Origin of the sequence: Deinococcus sp. JMULE3 (genome assembly GCF_013337115.1) — a bacterium.
Classification (GTDB): Bacteria; Deinococcota; Deinococci; order Deinococcales; family Deinococcaceae; genus Deinococcus.
The window spans coordinates 2,541,896-2,558,723 of sequence record NZ_SGWE01000004.1; the positions used below are offsets into that span (position 1 = coordinate 2,541,896).

The window sequence follows — 16,828 nt, forward strand, 5'->3', positions numbered from 1 at the left end:
CTCCGGGGCCGCGTCACCCAGCCCCTGAACGGCGGCGCCGCATGAGACCGCTGCGCATCGGGCTGTTCACCGACACGTTCCTGCCGGACCAGAACGGCATCGTGACCAGCGTCAGCCTCCTGAGCGACGAACTGCGCGCCCAGGGCCACCACGTCGACGTGGTCGCCCCGGACTTCCCCGAACACATCGACACCCGCCCCGACGTCATGCGGGTCGACAGCCTGCGCTACATGTTCCTGCCCACCTACCGGCTGGCGTGGCCCACCCGCAAGGACTTCACGCACCGCTACGACGTGATCCACACCCACACGCCCCTGACGCTGGGCCTGGCGGGCGCCCGACTGGCGCGCAAGTGGGACATCCCGCACGTCGCCACGTACCACACCCACATCGAGGCGTACACCCACTATGTGCCCGGCGCGACCGCCCTGCAACGCCACACCGGCGTCGTCACCAAGGTCATGGCGCTGCACTACGGCAAGGCCGACGCCGTCATCACGCCCACCGCCGGAATGATGGACGTCCTGGGCGCCATGAAGGTCCGCAACCCGGTCGTGATCCCCACCAGTATCGACCCGCGCGCCCTGAACGCCGCGCCCGCCGTGCCCAGCCCCTGGCCGGAAGGGAAACGCCGCCTGCTCAGCGTGGGCCGACTGGCCCGCGAGAAACGCTTCGATCACGTCCTGGACACCCTGGCCGGGTTGCCCGACGCGCACCTTGTCCTGCTCGGGGAAGGCCCTGAACGCGACCACCTGGAAGCGCACGCCGCGCGGATCGGCGTGGCGGACCGCGTGACGTTCCTGGGCGTGCGCCCCTGGACCGAGATCGGCGCGTACTACCGCCTCGCGGAACTGTTCGTGTTCGCCAGCGACACCGAGACGCAGGGCCTCGTGCTGCAGGAGGCGCAACTGATGGGCGTGCCGGTCGTCGCGGTCGGCGCGCGCGGCACCCTGAGCGGCGTCGCGCACGAACGCAGCGGGTACCTCGTGACGCCCGGCGACGTGAACGCCCTGATCCACCACAGCCGCGAACTGCTGAACGACCCCGACCTGTGGGCCCGCCTGTCAGCCGGTGCGCGCAGCTTCGGGGCCAGTACCACCCCGCACGGCGTCGCGCAGCGCGTCCTGGACGTCTACAGCCACGTGCTGGGCATGCCGCGCGCCGTGGCGTTCCAGGACGACCTCAGCGGTCATCCCCGAAGTACCCTCGCGTATGACCAGTGATGTTCCGGACGTGCTGCCACAGGAACGGCAGCACGCCCCTGTCCAGGCGCCGCGCACTCGTCTCCACCAGGGCGCGGCGCACGTACGCGATCTCGCCGGTGCGGGCCAGTTCCTCACCCAGGATCACGTCCTCGTAGGCCTCCACCTGCGGGTACCCGCCCACCAGCAACGCCGCCTCACGCGAGAAGGCCATGTTCGCCCCCGCCAGGTTCGGGCGGCCCATCAGCCGCGCCACATGCAGGAACGCGCTGTAACTCGTCCCCGACGCCAGCGCCCAGTGACGCGGCACGCCCGAGAACCGCATCGGCCCGTACAGCGCCGTGCGGCCCGGCGCGGCCTCGTTCAGGACCTCCAGCCAGTGCGGCGCGGGCAGGGAATCCGCGTCGGTGCTCGCCACCCAGTCGGTCCGCGCGGCCTCCAGGCCCATCTGACGGGCGCGGGCCACGCCGCGTTCCTCGCAGCGCAGCACCCGCGCGCCGGCCGCGCGGGCGATCTCCACGGTCGCGTCACGGCTGCCGTTGTCCACCACGATCACCTCGCGTGGGGGCAGCGTCTGCCGTTCCAGCGCGCGCAGCGTCAGGGGCAGGTACTTCGCCTCGTTGCGGGCGGGAATGACAACCGTGAACTCGGGCACCTGTACACCCTAGCAGGCCAGCCGCGCACGCCGCACGTCCGGAGCATGCCGTGAACCTGCGCGAGCGTCTGCCCTTCCAGCCCGGCACCGCCCGCGCCGTCCTGATCGCCGCGCTGTCCCTGGCCGCCGCCGAATTCGTCCGCAGCGGCCTGTACCTCCCGTACCTGGGCCAGAGTGCCCGCGTGCAGGCGCAACTGGACCTCCCCGCGACCGTGGTGGGGCTCGCGTGGGCCGCGCACGTCCTGACCGACACCGTCATGCGCGGCCCGGCCGGACTGCTGATCGCCCGCGTGGGCCTGCGCTGGGCGATGATCGCCGGGACCGCCGTGAGCCTCCTTGCGATCAGTCTGCTGCCCGCCGCGCACAGCGGCCTGACCCTGCTGCTGATCGCCGCGCTGCACGGCGTGGGCTTCTCGGTCATGTGGCCCGGCACCATGAACCTCACGGCGGACGTGACCCGCCAGACCGCGCAGGGCCGCACCCTGACGGTCGTCGGCATGAGCGTGTCCTCCATGATCGGGCTGGGCTTCTTCGCGTACGGCTCACTGCGCGCCGCCCCCCCCGAACAGGTGTACCTGCTCAGCGTGGGCGCCCTGATCCTCTCGCTGCTGGCGGCGGTGCTGCTCCCGGCGCGGGTCGTGCGCGGCCCCGAACGCGAATCCCTGCGCGGCCCCGCCCTGAAAGCCACGCTGCGCCGCGTGACGCCCCTGCTGCCCGCCGCGCTGATGCAGACCGTGACCCTGTCCCTGTTCGGGCAGGTGCTGTACAAGATCGCCGACGCGCTGAGCTTAAGCACCGCGCAGATCGTCAGCGTGCTCGTCGTGGGCGGCGCCGTCGCCTTCGCGTGCATCCCGCTGCTCGGCAAGATCGCCGACCGGGGCCGCGCCGTGCCGGTCCTGACCGGCGGGTACGCGCTGATCGCCGCCGGGATGCTCGGCCTGGCCGCCCTGCCGCCCCTGTGGGCGATGTACCCGCTCGCGGCGCTCGTCGGCGTGGGCTTCGCCGGGGTGCAGCCCGGCTGGGGCGCCCTGGTGACCCGCACGCTGCCCGCCGCGCAGCGCCCCGCCGCGTGGGGCGTCCTGATGACTGTCGAGAACGCGGGCACCGCCCTGAGCCCCCTGCTGGGCGTTCTGGCCTTCGAACGCTTCGGCGCCGGCGGCCCCTTCGGCCTGGCAGCCGGACTGGCGACGCTGGTCACGGCGTTCTACCTGCTGTTGCGGCCCCTGTTCGCCCGCGCCGCGCAGGAACAGGAGGCCGCGCCCCAGGACGCCCCGGCGTGAGGCGCGTCGCCTGGACCGCCGCGCTGCTGACCCCCATCCTGCTGGCCGAACTGCTGGGACGCGCCGCCGGGTGGGGCGCCCTGGGTCACGGCCCGCGCGACGGCTGGCGGGTCGCGGTGACCTTCGACGACGGCCCCGGCGAGCGCACCCCGGAGCTGCTGGCGATCCTGGCCCGTCACCGCGCGCGCGCCACGTTCTTCGTCACGCGGCCCGCCGCGCAGGCCCACCCGGAGCTGCTGACCGCGATTGAGGCGGGGGGGCACACCCTGGACGCCCACGGCATCTGGCACCGCACCGCCCTGACCCTGACCCCCTGGCAGGAGTGGGCGCAGGTCGCGTGGCACCCCCGCCCCGCGCGGCCCGGCCCGCACCTGTACCGCCCCCCGTACGGCGGGCACAGCCCCCTGACCCGCCTGTTCGCGCACCTGTCCGGGCGGCAGGTGGCCCTGTGGGACACCGAGGGCCGCGACTGGACCGACGCCGACCCCGCCACGCTGGCCGCGCAGACCCTGGCGCGCGTGCAACCCGGCAGCGTGATCCTCTTGCACGACGGCCCCGCCGTGACGCCCGCGCTGCTCGACGCCCTGCTGAGCGGCCTGAGCGAACGCGGCCTGGAGGTCGTCCCCATGCAAGACCTGCCCGCGCGGCGCATCACCCTCCGCGAGGGGCTGACGCGACTACGCGCCAGCTACGGCGCGTGAAAGCAGGACGGCAGCGGGGCGGGGGTCGGCTCGACTTCCGCCCCGCTGCCACTGCGGGTCAGCCCTGCGGTTTGCTGACGCGCTGACGCCCGGCCAGCGCGCGGCCCAGCGTCACCTCGTCCGCGTACTCCAGCGCGCCGCCCACCGGCAGCCCGTACGCGATGCGGCTCACGACCGCCCCCAGCGGCTCCAGCAGCCGCTGCAGGTACAGCGCGGTCGCGTCGCCCTCGACGGTCGTGCCGGTCGCCAGGATGACCTCCTGACCCTCCTGCACGCGCGGCAGCAGCGGACGGATGTGCAGTTTGTCCGGCCCCACGCCGTTCATGGGACTCAGCACGCCGTGCAGGACGTGATACAGCCCGCGGTACTCGCCGCTGCGCTCGATGGCGATCACGTCGCCGGGTTCCTCCACGACGCAGATCACGCCCTGATCGCGGCTGGGGTCGCTGCACACGTCGCACCTCTCGGCGTCCGTGATGTTGAAACACACCGGGCAGGTGTGCAGGTCACGCTTGGCTTCCAGCAGCGCCCGCGACAGACGCTCGATGTCCTCGCGGGGCTGCTCGAACAGATGGAACGCCAGCCGCTGCGCGCTCTTCGGCCCGATGCCGGGCAGACGCGACAGCTCACGGATGAGCGCCACCAACGATGGGGGGTACTTCACTCGGACTCCTTCACCACCACCGGCCCCCAGTGCAGGGCCGGACAGAAACGATCGAATTCAACAGGCGCGGCCACCCACCGCCCGGAGGGTGGCCGCCGCCAGGAAGGATCAGAAGCCGGGAATGCCCAGCCCGCGCGTGGCGTCCTGCTGCAACGCGTCCGCCTTCGCCCCGGCGTCCTGAATCGCCACGAGGATCAGGTCCTCCAGCGCCTCGACGTCGTCGGCGTCCACCGCCTCGGGCTTGATCTTCAGGGAGGTGACCTTCCCGTGGCCGTTCATGGTCACGGTCACCAGACCGCTGGCGCTGCCCTCGACGGACTTGGCGGCCAGATCCTCCTGGATCTTCGTGGCGGCCATCTGCGCCTGCTGCATCTGCTTCATGAGCTTCTTCATGTCCATGCCCGCAGTTTAGCGGCCCGCGCCAGGGCAGATGGTGCCCTCCGGCGGGCGGGTCACAGCCACCCGAACACCAGCGCCGCCGCGAGCCCCGCGAACAGCAGCGCCGCCGCACCCACCGCGCGGTTCAGGCCGGACAGACCAGCGGCGGCGGACGCCAGGAACGCCAGGACACCCAGCAGGCCGGGCGCGCGGCTGAAGCCGTCCCCGCCGAGTGCGGCACTCAGGATGAACAGCAGGACACCAGCCAGGAACAGGACGCCGGGAAGCATGCCCGATTCCAGCATGCTTCCCGGCGCGGCGCTGCCCAGTCTGCGTGGTCAGACCTGCTGGGTTACAGCGCGGGGGTGCGGGTGCCCTTGGCGCGGCGGTACAGCTGCGCGGGGCGGCCTACGCCGCTGCGCCGCTCGCCGCTGGGGGTCAGGCTGCCCTGCGCGAGCAGCCGCTTGCGGAAGTTCCGTTTGTCCAGTTTGCGGTTCAGGATCGCCTCGTACACGCCCTGCAGTTCGGGCAGGGTGAAGGTGTCGGGCAGGAATTCCAGCGCGAGGTTCGCGTACTCCAGCCGCAGTTGCAGGCGGCCCAGCGCGCGGTCCAGGATCGCCTGGTGGTCGAAGGCCAGTTTCGGCGTGCGGTGGGCGGGCATCCACTCGGCGCCCAGGGTGTGCCCGCCGCCGCTGACGCTGACCGTGCCGTGCGGCAGCACCGCGAGGTGCGCGACGCTGACGATCCGGCCGCGCGGGTCGCGGTTGATCTCCCCGAACGTGAAGAACTGCTCGAGGTGGCGGGGTTCGAGTTCCACGCTGGTTTCGGTGCGCAGTTCGCGCAGGGCCGCCTCGTGCAGTTCCTCGCCGGGGTGGACGAAGCCGCCGGGCAGCGCCCAGTCGCGCGCGTGCGGGAGTTCGCCGCGCTGCACGAGCAGGACGTGCAGTTCAGCAGCGTGCATGGCGAACGCGGCGACGTCCACGGCCAGCCCGACCTGCGTGGCACCTCTGGGCAGCGTGAGGTCGGTCACGCGCGCTCCGGGCGGCGGGGGTGGGGTCGGGCGGTCATGGCGTGATGCTAGGGTTTGTGTCCCCGGTACGTCAAGGGGAATAGTGTCCTGCGGGCGCGGATTTTCACACGTGACAGCGGGGTTTACGCCGGGCTTTGCGTGCCCGCCGCCTGCGCCTCGGCCCGGCTGACCAGCACATGCGCGCGCAGCAGTTCCGCCACACTCCACGCCTGGAACGGGCACCCGCCGGGCCGCAGACTGTCCCCGGCGAACACCTCCGACACGTGCCCCAGCCCGGCCTCCAGCACGTGCCCGCTCAGGCCGCGCAGCGCCGCCCGCGCCCGCCCCACCTCGCCCTGCGCCAGCAGCAGCTCCACGAACGCCGTCAGCGGCCAGGGCCACACGGTCCCCTGGTGGTACGCCGCGTCCCGCTGCACCTGCGCGCCCCCGTAATTGCCCCGGTAGCGGTCGTCCAGCGGGGACAGCGTGTGCAGCCCGACGGAGGAGAGGAGTTCCGCTTCCAGCTGCGCGGTCGTCGCGGCGACCAGCGCGGGGCTGGTGGGCGTGTCCGGCAGCGCCAGCGCGATCGCCACGTTCGGGCGGACGCTGCGGTCCGGGGTGCCGTCCACCGCCAGGGTGTCCACGTAGCTGCCCTGCCAGAACGCCGCGAAGCTGGCCTGCGCGCGCGCCAGGATGTCCGCGAAGCGCGCCTCCTCGCCCAACGCCGCCGACAGGCGCGACTCGGCCCCCAGCGCCGCCAGCCACAGGCCCTGCACCTCGATGGGCTTCCCGTGGCGGGGCGTGACGACCCAGCTTTCGATCTTCACGTCCATCCACGTGAGCTGCACGCCCGCCTCCCCGGCCAGCAGCAGCCCGTCCGCCGGGTCCATGCGGATGCCGTGATCGGTGCCGCGCACGTGCCAGTCCAGCAGGTCGCGCAGCTGCGGCAGCGCCTCCCGCGCGAAGGCGGCGTCCCCGGTGACGGCCACGTAGCGTTCCAGCGCCACCGCCAGCCACAGCGCGCCGTCCACCGTGTTGTACCCGGCGCCCAGCCCGTCGTCGTGGAAGTTGTTCGGCGTCAGGCCCCGGCGCAGGCTGCGCAGGAACGTACCCAGCAGGTCGCGCGCCTCGGCGTGCCGCCCGGTCAGCAGCGTCAGGCCCGTCAGGGCGATCATCGAGTCGCGGCCCCAGTCCGCGAACCACGGGTACCCGGCGATGACCGTCACGCCCTGCGGCTGCGTCCGCCGCACCAGATACGCGTCCGCCGCGACGGCCAGCGTGGCGACCAGCTCGTCCGGCACGCCCGTCGTGACCTGCGCCCGCACGGCCAGTTCGCGGCGGCGCGCGGCCTCGTCGGCATACGCCGCCCACGGGTCGAGAACCAGCGCCTGCGCCACGCCCGGCGTGACCGCCTGCACCACCAGCGCCGCGCGCCCCCCACCCGCCGGGAAGCTCAGGTCCCACAGCGGCGTGCCTAGGGTGGACTCGGTGTCCGGCTCGCCGCGCGCCAGATCGTGCCGGTAATGCACCCGCTGCGGCACGGGCCGGGGGTCCAGGGCGCCCAGCACCGCGCCCGGCGCGTGCACCTGCACCCGCGTCTGCGCCTCGCCCTGCACGGTCACCTCGCGGCCCGCCCCGTGGAAGGCCAGGTCGGGCACCCGCTCGTGCACGGCGTGCATGTCCCGGTCCACGAAGAACCCCCCCAGCCGCAGCGCCACCGGGTCGCGGCTCTGGACGTCGTACAGGAACACCACCGCGCCCGACCCGCGCGGCATGAACGCCCGGCGGCGCACCCGCACGCCCGCGAACAGCTGCTCCCGCTCGGGCAGCAGGTCGCTCAGCGACGCGCCGGTCAGCCAGCGCAGTCCCTCGCCCTCGAAGGTGTCCGGGGCGATCTCCAGGGCGTGCAGGGTCGTCTCGCGCACCCCGTCCGGGCCGGGCACGCGCAGCACCTCCAGCGGCGAGACCAGATGCGTGCGCCGCTGCACCGGCGGCAGCTGGCTGGCCACCAGCCCCGAGTAGCAGCGGGTCGGCACGCCCGACAGGCTGCTCAGGGCGAAGCCGCCCAGCCCGTCGGTCAGCAGGACTTCCAGGTCCGGGGTGCGGGCGGTCAGGGAACCGAAGGGAAAGGTGACGGGCGCGGCGTCCATGCGCGCCAGCATGGCACGAAGGCGCCGCATGGAACGCGCGTGGTAGACTGAGGGGTACCGTCCGCCCCGTGGGGTGGGCGCAGCCGCCCGGGAAGCCAGCGTGCCCCGGAGCGCGGCGGAGGTGATGAACATAGCGAAAGAACACAAGGTCAACGAGCAGATCCGCGTGCGCCAGATCCGACTGATCGGCGCCGAAGGCGAGCAGGTGGGCATTATTGACACTCGCGACGCCATGAACATGGCCCGCGAGGCCGGGATGGACCTCGTGATGGTCAGCCCGCAGGCCGTCCCCCCCGTCTGCCGCCTGCTCGACTATGGCCGGTTCCGCTACGAGCAGCAGCAGAACGAGAAGGAAAACCGCAAGCGCGCCCGCGCCCAGGAAGTCAAGGCGATCAAGTTCCGCGTCAAGATCGACGACCACGACTTCAACACCAAGACCGGGCACGTGCGCCGCTTCCTGGAAGAAGGCCACAAGGTTAAGGTCACCATCATGTTCCGCGGTCGTGAACGCACCCACCCGGAACTCGGCGAGCGCATCCTGGTGCGCGTCGCGGAGTCCCTGGCGGACATCGGCGCTCCCGAAGGTACCCCGAGCATGATGGGCATGGACATGAACATGATCATGACCCCCCGCGCCGAGAAGCCCGCGAAGAAGGAACGCGCCGCCGAGGACGCCCCCAGCACCCCCGCCACCGGCGCTCCCGCTGCCGAGCCCGCCCCCAGCGAGCCCGTGGCGAACGCCGGCGCGTAAGCCCTGACCTGAAAGCGCCCGTCCCGGCTGGGGCGGGCGTTCCTGTTGCCCGGGTGGTCCGCGTTTGTGGACGCGACCACCCTCCAGAATGCTTTAAATAGTAAACTGAGGTTCGTGGGCGTCGCCCACCCGGAGGAACCCCATGATCAAGATGTACACCACCACCTGGTGCCCCGACTGCCACGCCGCCAAACGCGCCCTGACCAGCAAGGGCCTCGCGTTCGAGGAAATCAACATCGAGCAGGACGACAGTGCCGCCCAGTACGTCATGAGCGTCAACGGCGGCAAACGCAGCGTGCCCACCCTCGTGCACGGCGACACCGCCGCCAGCCTCAGCGGCTTCCGCCCCCAGAAACTCGACGCGTTCCTCGCCCAGGCCGGACTGTAAGAGACGTCGAGCGTAGAAAGTTGATGGTTGATGGAGGTGTGTCCTCCATCAACCATCAACTTTTGACCTTCACCCCTTCTTGAGCCGTGCGGCTTCGCGGGCCGTGACCGTGCCGTCCGCCGCGACCGTGTATGCCGTGACGATCAGCTCGGTGGGCGTGAGGTCCAGGCGCAGGAAGCCCGGCTGACCGAAGGCCGCGAACGCCGCCGCACGCGAGCCCGCAGGGCTGCCCCCCACCTCGCCCGCCGCGCCGGACACCGCCGTCCACGTGCCCGGACACTCCGGCTGCGGCGCGAAGACCTCCAGCGCGTGTACGTGCCCGCTCAGGATCAGGTCCGCCGCGCCGCACACCGACCCGTACAGGTCCCGCACCGCGCCGCCCTTCTGGAACTCGAACGGGAACCGGTCATACGCCCCGGCGTTCCCGTGCTTCCCGTTACTGAACAGCGGGTGATGCCCCAGCACCAGCCGCCAGCGCGCCCCGCTGCCCCGCACCGCGCCCGACAGCCACGCCCGCTGCGCCTGATCCCACGCCCCACCGGGCCGCTCTGAGGGCCGCAGGCCCGGCAGGTACGCCGCCAGTGGCGCGGTGTCCACCCCGAAGAACTCCGCCAGGGGCCCCACCGGCGCGCGGTAACTCCGGGCGGGCATCACCCACTGCGAGTTCACGCGCGAGTACGCCACCTGCACGTCCGCGCCACGCGCATCGGCCCCGTCGCCACCCACCAGCCACGACTCGTCATGGTTGCCCGGTACCACCAGAAACGGGACACCCAGCGGGCCGTACACGTCCGCGAACCGCTCCCGGAACAGCGGCGAATTCACGTCCTTCGGCCCAGCCGGATAGAAATTGTCGCCCAGCGCAACGCCCAGGTCACAACCCTCCCGCGCGCACACCTCCCGCATGGCCGCCGCCACGCGCCGCTGCACCTCGGTTCCCGTGCCCTGATCACCCATGACCAGCACCCGCAGCCGCTCCGTCGGCAGGGCGGGCAGTGACGCCCGAATGTCCGGGACGACGACCGGTTCCGTCAGGGCTGGCGCGCATGATCCCAGTGTGACCCCCAACAGCACCGCCAGGGCACCCCTCCACATCTTCGGCAACATGGGCTCAATGTGCCGCTTAGACTGTTCTCACGCAATAACCCCAGGGGGAACCATGAACGAATACCTGAACGTCATCCGCAACAACTACGCCAACTTCCAGGGCCGCGCCCGCCGCCGCGAATACTGGATGTTCATGCTGATCAACGGCATCATCACCTTCGTGCTGGCTATCCCGCTCTTCGGCGTCGTGACGAGCCTGGGCATGCAGACCGACGCGGGCACCGACCCCAGCGCCGCCCTGACCGGCACCACCCTGATCTTCGGCCTGATCTACACGATCTACGCCCTTGCCACCTTCGTTCCCAGTCTCGCCGTCACCGTCCGCCGCCTGCACGACGCGGGCTTCAGCGGCTGGCTGTACCTGCTGAGCTTCATCGGCCTGAGCATCGTCGTCCTCGTGCTGTGCGTGCTCGACAGCAAACCCGGCAGCAACAAGTGGGGACCCAACCCCAAAGGCGTGACCGACGGCGCTCCCGCCCCCGCGCAGAACTGGTAACCCACCCGCCGGGTGAACGCCCTGACCTGCCGCAAGTGAGGCAGCGGGGCGTTCATCTTTTGTTTAATCTGATCTCATGAACGAGGTCATTGAAGTCGTCACCAAAAAGTACGCGCAGTTCACCGGTCGCGCCCGCCGCCGCGAATACTGGATGTTCACGGTCGCCTACGGCATCGTCAACATCATCCTCACCGTGCTGGACAACGCACTTGGCCTGAGCACCGGCAACACCCTCAACGACGTCGGCGTGTTCTCCGGCCTGTTCGCCCTGGCGATGCTGATTCCGCACCTCGCGGTCAGCGTCCGTCGCCTGCACGACACGGGACGCTCCGGCTGGTGGATCCTGCTTGGCCTGATTCCGTTCCTCGGCTGGATCGCCCTGATCATCTTCATGGCGACCGACGGACAAGCAGGAAGCAACAAGTGGGGACCGAACCCGAAGGCCCCTGCTGGACGCACGCCCGTTCCCGCGCAGAACTGGTAACGCTGCATGACTGACCGCCCTGCCGTCCGGTGGGGCGGTCTTCTCATGCCCGTGCATCTGCCAGTTGGCGCAGGCGCGCCGGGGGTCGGGCGGGCAGACTGGGGGGCGTGCCTCTCACTGTGCGACCGGTCACCCCGTCCGACTTTCCCCAGGTCCGGCCGATGCTGCTCGACATGGGTTTCGTGGAAGACGAAGCCGAACTGGCGGCGCGCTTCCCGGCGTTCTGCGTGCATCCGGAGTGGGTGGTGCTGGGCGCCTTCCGGGACGGGTTGCTGCTGGGGTACGCGGCGGCGCAGGACGACGGGCCGCACCTCCGCTCCGGGAACAGTCGCCGCACGGCGAAACTGCACGACCTGTACACGGCACCTGAGGCTCGGGGTCAGGGCGTGGGCCGGACGTTGATGCTTGGCATGGAGGCGTGGGCACAGTCGCGGGGCGCGCGCTACCTGTTCTGCTCCGCCAACCTGCGCGAGGCAACGCCCGCCTACGAGCGCATGGGGTACACGCCGGGCGCCGAGTTGCAGGAGGGCTACCGATTCTTCGAGGTGGACTTCAGTGAGCGAACGACCCGCCAGCCGCACCCGGAGCGGGGCTCGTGACCCTGACCCCGCACGTCACACCCCGCGCGGACCTGCCGCCGGAACTGGAGGCCGGGTTGCGGTCCCTGCTGATCGCGGCGTACCCGCAGTTCGCGGACTTCTGGGCGGGCACGTCGTACTGGGGCAGCGAACCCGAGTGGCACCTGTGGCTGGCTGACCCGGCGGGCGTGCCAGCCGCGCAACTGGGCTGCGGGCGGCGCGTCGCGGAGGTCGGCGGGCGCGAGGTCACGCTGGTGGGCGTCGGTGGGGTCGCCACGCACCCCGCGTTCCAGCGCCGGGGCGTGGGCCTCCGCCTTCTGCGGGAGCTGCGTGCCTTCCTGCACACGCAGCCGGAGGTGGACTTCGCGTTCCTGCAGTGCCGGGAGGAGGTCGTGCCGTTCTACGAGCGGAGCGGCTTCGTGCGCGTTCCGAACCCCGTGCACTACCTCGACCCGGACGAGGACCGGTGGGTGACGGACCATGGTCCCACCATGATCCTGCCTGTGCAAGCGGGCCTGGGGGACTGGCCGGTAGGGGAGAGAGTGAATCTGCGCGGCATGCCGTGGTGAGTGGACAGGACCAGATCAACTCCCAGCCGGGCGGCCAACCTGGGGGATAGTGCCGGACCTGAACCAGTCGATCAGCGCCTGCGGGTCGCTGGGCGTCAGGTAGTACTCCCGGTCGTGGTGGGTGAGGATCACGGCCTGATCCGGGCGTGCGGCGCCCGCTGCGGCCTGGATCTTCCCGCCGGTTCCGGCGCGGCTGATGAACGTGCCGGTGTAGTAACCGGGTGTGGCGGTGCCGAACAGCCGCGCGCCCAGGGGGGTGTGCGTTAGAGTGGCGCGGGTGTCGTGCCGGGGGAATCGCAGGGTGGTCGCGGTGGTCCGGACGGTCAGGGTGTCACCGTCCAGCCGGTAGGTCAGGCGCGGCCGGGCAAGCAGGAGAACAGCGATGGGGACGAGTGGCAGCAGGAGCAGCAGTGTCCAGTCGGGCCTGGCCGGTCGGGCGGGCCGGAAGGTGGCGTTCTCTCCGGCCTGCCAGGCGCGTCGCAGCGCCTGCGGGTCGGCGGGCGTCAGAACGGTGGGTGGCCGGGTGGCGAACACCAGCGCCGCGCGTCCCTCGGAACCGTCGCTGAACACCTGGGCGCGACCGGCAAGCGTGCGAAACAGGCCGACGGTGTACCCCGGCAGGGCGCTGCCGATGATCTTGCCGCGCAGCGTCACGGCCCGCGACTGGACGGGCGTACCGGGCGGAATGACGACCCGGGCGCCCAGCGACCGAGCCGTGAGGGTCCCGCCCTGCACGGAGTACACCGGCAGCTTCAACACGGGCGGGAGCAGCAGCAGGGCTGGCAGGATCAGCAGGGGAAGGAGCAGCAGCAGGCGCGCGGCGGGCCACCAGCGCGGCATTTCCTCGACCCGAACGGGGAGCGGTGTCATGCTGTTCAGTACGCGCCGCGCGAGGCTTCGGTTGCCGCTGCGTGCTCCTGGGCGGTATCCTGCCTGCATGAAGCCTCTCGCCCGTCACTCCGGTCTGGTGATGCGTGGCGCAGGGCTGAACCGAATGCCTGCACCCGGTCTGATCACGCGAACTCTGAGCGCCTGAGAACCCCTTCAAGGTTTTCAGGCGTTCTGCTGGAACGGTGGCCAGACCGGGTTTCTCATGGCTGAACGCCTAGGCGCGCTCAGCCCGCACACAGAGGTCGACATGCACGTAATCCTTCCTGACGGTAAACAACTCGAACTGCACGCTGGCGCCACGGCCCTCGACGCGGCGGCTGCCATCGGCCCGCGCCTCGCGCAGGACGCCCTGGCCGCCACCGCGAACGGCGAACTGGTCGACCTGATGACGCCCCTGCCCGACGGGGCGAACATCACCCTGATCACGAAGAAGAACCCGGCGGACGCCGCGCCGCTGTTCCGGCACTCGCTGGGGCACGTCATGAGCCAGGCGGTCGGCGAGTACTACAGGGGCAAGGGCTACGGCGCGGACGCCATCAAGCGCGGCGTGGGCCCCAGCATCGAGAACGGCTGGTACCAGGACTTCGACCTGCCCGAACCCCTGAAGGAAGAGGACCTCCCGGAGATCGAGAAGATCATGCGGGACATCATCGCGCGCGGCCTGGACTTCACGCGGCGCGAGATCAGCCGGGCCGAGGGCCTCGCGCAGTTCCCGCACGACCCGTACAAGCAGGAACTCATCGCGGGCCTGCCCGAGGACGAGCCCATCACGTTCTACACGCAGGGTGACTACACGGACCTGTGCCGCGGGCCGCACTTCCCGAACACCGGCAAGCTGCCCGGCGCGTTCAAGCTCATGAGCACCAGTGGCGCGTACTGGCGCGGGAACGAGAAGAACCCGATCCTCCAGCGCGTGTACGGCGTCGCGTTCGCCACGCAGAAGGAACTCGACGCGTACCTGCACCAATTGGAGGAAGCCAAGAGGCGCGACCACCGCAAACTGGGCCGCGAACTGGAACTCTTCACCATCGACCCGCTGGTCGGCAAGGGCCTGCCGCTGTGGCTCCCGAACGGCACGGTCCTGCGCGAGGAACTGACCAGCTTCATGAAGGAACAGCAGTTCCAGCGTGGCTACCAGGGTGTCATCACGCCCAACATCGGCAACCTCGACCTGTACCGCACGAGCGGGCACTACGAGAAGTACTCCGACGGTCAGTTCCGCCCCATCGAGGTGGACGACGAGGAGTACATGCTCAAACCCATGAACTGCCCGCACCACGTGCGCATCTACGCCAGCAAACCCCGCTCCTACCGTGACCTGCCGGTCCGACTCGCGGAGTTCGGCACGGTGTACCGCTACGAGCAGAGCGGCGAACTGAACGGCCTGACCCGCGTGCGCGGCTTCACGCAGGACGACGCGCACCTGTTCGTCCGCCCCGACCAGCTGAAAAAGGAATTCCTGGACGTCCTCGACCTGACGGTCCTCGTGCTGAAGACCTTCGGCATGAACGAGGTCCGTTTCCGCGTCGGCACCCGCGACCCGGAAAGCGACAAGTACGTCGGTGACGAGGCCAACTGGACCCTCGCGGAGCGGCAGATCATCGAGGCGGTCGAGGAAGTCGGCCTGCCCTACACCATCGAACCCGGCGACGCCGCCTTCTACGGCCCCAAACTCGACTTTGTCGTGAAGGACGTCCTGGGCCGCGAGTGGCAGCTCGGCACCATTCAGGTGGACTACAACCTCCCCGAACGCTTCGACATCAGCTACGTCGGCGAGGACGGCCAGGACCACCGCCCGATCATGATCCACCGCGCGCCGTTCGGCAGCATCGAACGCTTCACCGGCATCCTCATCGAACACTACGCCGGGGACTTCCCCCTGTGGCTCGCCCCCCGCCAGGTCATGATCATTCCCATCGCCGACCGCCACAACGACTACGCCTGGGCGCTGCGCGACGAACTGCACCAGGCAGGGCTGCGCGCCGAAGTCGACGACTCGTCAAACCGCATGAACGCCAAGGTCCGCACCGCCGAACTGAGCAAGATCCCCGTCATGCTCATCGTCGGCGACAAGGAGCAGGAAGGCCGCGAGGTCAGCGTCCGCGAACGCACCCCCGAAGGGCACAAGGAACGCAAGGGCGTGGCCTTCGACGACCTGAAGGGCGAACTGCTGGGCCGCTACCGCAACCGCGCCTGAACACCCGCCGCACTCCGGGCTGTCCTGGGGTCCGGCCAACAGCGTGAAGAAGCCAGGGGGGTCATCCCCTGGCTTCTCGCGTTGCGTGGCACTGTCGTCTCTTGGCACTGTCGTCGCGTGCGGTGGGGTTGTTCGGGGGGTGGACCGGGGTGGTGGGGCGTGTCACGCTGGGTGGATGACCATGCCGTCCAGTCGGGTGTACCTGTCGGTTCTGCTGATCGATGACAGTCCGGAGGATCAGGAACTGGTCCGTGAGGCGGTCATGGTCCAGGCGCGGCCGGTGCAGGTCGAGATCGTGTCCAGTGGTCAGGAGGGGCTGGCGCGGTTGCGGGCACGTGCGGCGCAGGCCGAGTTGCCGGACGTGGTGCTGCTGGACATCCAGATGCCGGGCATGAACGGTTTCGAGGTGCTGCGGGCGATCCGCGAGGACCCGGCGCTGGCACGGATGCCGGTGGTGTTCCTGACGACGTCCGGCGCGCCGGAGGACCGGCAGCGCGGTCTGGAACTGCACATGAGTGCGTACCTCGTGAAGGCCATGGATTTTCAGGGATTTGAGCGGCAGGTGACGGAACTGGTGCAGTACTGGCTGGACGTGAAGGTTCGCGCGCTGAACTGATACGGACTTGGGTTGAAAGGTTTGCAAAATCTTTCAACCCGAGCGGAGCGAGCAGGAGAGAACCGGGTTCCGGGCGTGGAGTTGGCAACCCGGTGTCGTTCCGGGTTGTCAACGAAACAAACGGAATCCGTATGATCCGGACGCCTGCGGGGCTGACGTCGCGGGACCGGTGAAGTGTCAGGGGGGGTACGGTCCGTTCGGGTTCCGCCCGGCACGCTGAACGCCATGAGGCCTGAAGTGGACTGGACGTCCGGGAGGCTGTGCGTGCTGCTCGTGGATGACAACGTCGCCGACTGCGAACTCGTGCAGGAGGCGGTGGCCGCGCAGGGGCGACCGGTGTCGGTGCTGGCGGTGCATGACGGCCGGACGGCGCTGCAGTGGCTGGATGAACAGGCGGACCGCTGCGCGCTGCCGGACGTGCTGCTGCTGGATATCCGCATGCCGGGCATGGGTGGGCTGGAGGTGCTGCGGGCCGTGCGGGACAGCGCGGCGCTGTATCGCCTGCCGGTCGTGATGCTCAGCACGTCCGCCGATGAACGTGATGTACGGCAGGCCTACGACCTGATGACGACGGGCTACCTGGTCAAGGCGAAGGCGTTCGGTGAGTTCGCGGACCAGATGGGTCGTTTCGTGCGGCACTGGTCGGATGTGAAGTTCCCGGTGTCACGGGGGTACGGCGCCTGATCCGCGTCACGGCGCGGTGCGGGTGGGG

20 protein-coding genes are annotated in these 16,828 nt (G+C 70.4%); 12 read left to right on the forward strand and 8 right to left on the reverse strand.

Translation table 11 applies throughout. The features are described 5' to 3' along the window. The first annotated feature begins 41 nt into the window (after window positions 1-41). Window positions 42-1,223 carry a glycosyltransferase family 4 protein gene (locus EXW95_RS15165; RefSeq protein ID WP_174368142.1) on the forward strand — a complete coding sequence of 394 codons (1,182 nt, stop codon included), beginning with the start codon at window positions 42-44 and terminating at the stop codon, window positions 1,221-1,223. Here the strand turns inward: EXW95_RS15165 and EXW95_RS15170 are convergent. Next, window positions 1,183-1,857, reverse strand: a complete 675-nt coding sequence (locus EXW95_RS15170; RefSeq protein WP_174368143.1) for a glycosyltransferase — start codon at window positions 1,855-1,857, stop codon at window positions 1,183-1,185. The genes EXW95_RS15165 and EXW95_RS15170 overlap by 41 nt on opposite strands. 50 nt (window positions 1,858-1,907) lie before the next feature. Here EXW95_RS15170 and EXW95_RS15175 point away from each other — a divergent pair, with 50 nt between their 5' ends. Together EXW95_RS15175 and EXW95_RS15180 are read left to right on the forward strand one after the other, a co-directional pair. After that, window positions 1,908-3,137 carry an MFS transporter gene (locus tag EXW95_RS15175; RefSeq protein ID WP_174368144.1) on the forward strand — a complete coding sequence of 410 codons (1,230 nt, stop codon included), beginning with the start codon at window positions 1,908-1,910 and terminating at the stop codon, window positions 3,135-3,137. Next, complete coding sequence (locus tag EXW95_RS15180; RefSeq protein ID WP_371810097.1) at window positions 3,134-3,838, forward strand: polysaccharide deacetylase family protein; 705 nt, start codon at window positions 3,134-3,136, stop codon at window positions 3,836-3,838. Before EXW95_RS15175 ends, EXW95_RS15180 begins: the two co-directional genes overlap by 4 nt. Window positions 3,839-3,896: 58 nt before the next feature. On the opposite strand, the gene recR is transcribed toward EXW95_RS15180, so the two are convergent. The 5 genes from recR to EXW95_RS15205 all read right to left on the reverse strand — a co-directional run bounded on the left by recR (window position 3,897) and on the right by EXW95_RS15205 (window position 8,069). After that, window positions 3,897-4,502 (reverse strand): recombination mediator RecR, encoded by a 606-nt coding sequence (gene recR / locus EXW95_RS15185; protein WP_058977365.1) that lies wholly within the window; start codon window positions 4,500-4,502, stop codon window positions 3,897-3,899. A gap of 108 nt (window positions 4,503-4,610) precedes the next feature. Further along, the gene (locus EXW95_RS15190) at window positions 4,611-4,901 is read right to left on the reverse strand and encodes a YbaB/EbfC family nucleoid-associated protein (protein WP_119674817.1); all 291 of its coding nucleotides are present in this window, start codon (window positions 4,899-4,901) and stop codon (window positions 4,611-4,613) included. 53 nt (window positions 4,902-4,954) lie between these two features. Further along, a complete protein-coding gene (locus tag EXW95_RS15195; protein WP_174368145.1) occupies window positions 4,955-5,170 on the reverse strand; it encodes a hypothetical protein in 216 nt (71 codons plus the stop codon). A 62-nt stretch (window positions 5,171-5,232) separates the two neighbouring features. Then, the gene (locus EXW95_RS15200; protein ID WP_174368146.1) at window positions 5,233-5,910 is read right to left on the reverse strand and encodes an NUDIX domain-containing protein; all 678 of its coding nucleotides are present in this window, start codon (window positions 5,908-5,910) and stop codon (window positions 5,233-5,235) included. 122 nt (window positions 5,911-6,032) lie between these two features. Beyond that, window positions 6,033-8,069, reverse strand: coding sequence for an amylo-alpha-1,6-glucosidase (locus tag EXW95_RS15205; protein WP_254605646.1), 2,037 nt, complete (start codon window positions 8,067-8,069; stop codon window positions 6,033-6,035). Window positions 8,070-8,160: 91 nt separating this feature from the next. Here EXW95_RS15205 and infC point away from each other — a divergent pair, with 91 nt between their 5' ends. Continuing rightward, complete coding sequence (gene infC / locus EXW95_RS15210; protein ID WP_174368147.1) at window positions 8,161-8,790, forward strand: translation initiation factor IF-3; 630 nt, start codon at window positions 8,161-8,163, stop codon at window positions 8,788-8,790. A 142-nt stretch (window positions 8,791-8,932) separates the two neighbouring features. Then, the gene (locus tag EXW95_RS15215; protein WP_046844456.1) at window positions 8,933-9,178 is read left to right on the forward strand and encodes a glutaredoxin family protein; all 246 of its coding nucleotides are present in this window, start codon (window positions 8,933-8,935) and stop codon (window positions 9,176-9,178) included. Window positions 9,179-9,247: 69 nt separating this feature from the next. Here the strand turns inward: EXW95_RS15215 and EXW95_RS15220 are convergent, their stop codons facing one another. Then, on the reverse strand, window positions 9,248-10,285 hold the full coding sequence (locus tag EXW95_RS15220) for a metallophosphoesterase (RefSeq protein WP_254605647.1): 1,038 nt from the start codon (window positions 10,283-10,285) through the stop codon (window positions 9,248-9,250). A 52-nt stretch (window positions 10,286-10,337) separates the two neighbouring features. On the opposite strand from EXW95_RS15220, the gene EXW95_RS15225 reads away from it, so the two are divergent. The 4 genes from EXW95_RS15225 to EXW95_RS15240 all read left to right on the forward strand — a co-directional run bounded on the left by EXW95_RS15225 (window position 10,338) and on the right by EXW95_RS15240 (window position 12,412). Beyond that, a complete protein-coding gene (locus EXW95_RS15225; RefSeq protein ID WP_174368148.1) occupies window positions 10,338-10,781 on the forward strand; it encodes a DUF805 domain-containing protein in 444 nt (147 codons plus the stop codon). Window positions 10,782-10,857: 76 nt separating this feature from the next. Further along, a complete protein-coding gene (locus EXW95_RS15230) occupies window positions 10,858-11,265 on the forward strand; it encodes a DUF805 domain-containing protein (protein WP_174368149.1) in 408 nt (135 codons plus the stop codon). Between the two features lie 107 nt (window positions 11,266-11,372). Further along, window positions 11,373-11,864, forward strand: a complete 492-nt coding sequence (locus EXW95_RS15235; RefSeq protein WP_174368150.1) for a GNAT family N-acetyltransferase — start codon at window positions 11,373-11,375, stop codon at window positions 11,862-11,864. Next, the gene (locus tag EXW95_RS15240) at window positions 11,861-12,412 is read left to right on the forward strand and encodes a GNAT family N-acetyltransferase (RefSeq protein WP_174368151.1); all 552 of its coding nucleotides are present in this window, start codon (window positions 11,861-11,863) and stop codon (window positions 12,410-12,412) included. The genes EXW95_RS15235 and EXW95_RS15240 overlap by 4 nt, the downstream gene beginning before the upstream one ends. Before the next feature lie 15 nt (window positions 12,413-12,427). Here the strand turns inward: EXW95_RS15240 and EXW95_RS15245 are convergent, their stop codons facing one another. After that, window positions 12,428-13,282 carry a PH domain-containing protein gene (locus tag EXW95_RS15245; protein ID WP_174368152.1) on the reverse strand — a complete coding sequence of 285 codons (855 nt, stop codon included), beginning with the start codon at window positions 13,280-13,282 and terminating at the stop codon, window positions 12,428-12,430. 268 nt (window positions 13,283-13,550) lie between these two features. Here EXW95_RS15245 and thrS point away from each other — a divergent pair, with 268 nt between their 5' ends. The 3 genes from thrS to EXW95_RS15260 all read left to right on the forward strand — a co-directional run bounded on the left by thrS (window position 13,551) and on the right by EXW95_RS15260 (window position 16,800). After that, window positions 13,551-15,500 carry a threonine--tRNA ligase gene (thrS, locus tag EXW95_RS15250; protein WP_174368153.1) on the forward strand — a complete coding sequence of 650 codons (1,950 nt, stop codon included), beginning with the start codon at window positions 13,551-13,553 and terminating at the stop codon, window positions 15,498-15,500. Between the two features lie 175 nt (window positions 15,501-15,675). Then, window positions 15,676-16,116, forward strand: a complete 441-nt coding sequence (locus tag EXW95_RS15255; protein WP_254605649.1) for a response regulator — start codon at window positions 15,676-15,678, stop codon at window positions 16,114-16,116. A 225-nt stretch (window positions 16,117-16,341) separates the two neighbouring features. Continuing rightward, window positions 16,342-16,800 (forward strand): response regulator, encoded by a 459-nt coding sequence (locus tag EXW95_RS15260; RefSeq protein ID WP_174368154.1) that lies wholly within the window; start codon window positions 16,342-16,344, stop codon window positions 16,798-16,800. Window positions 16,801-16,828 lie beyond the last annotated feature (28 nt).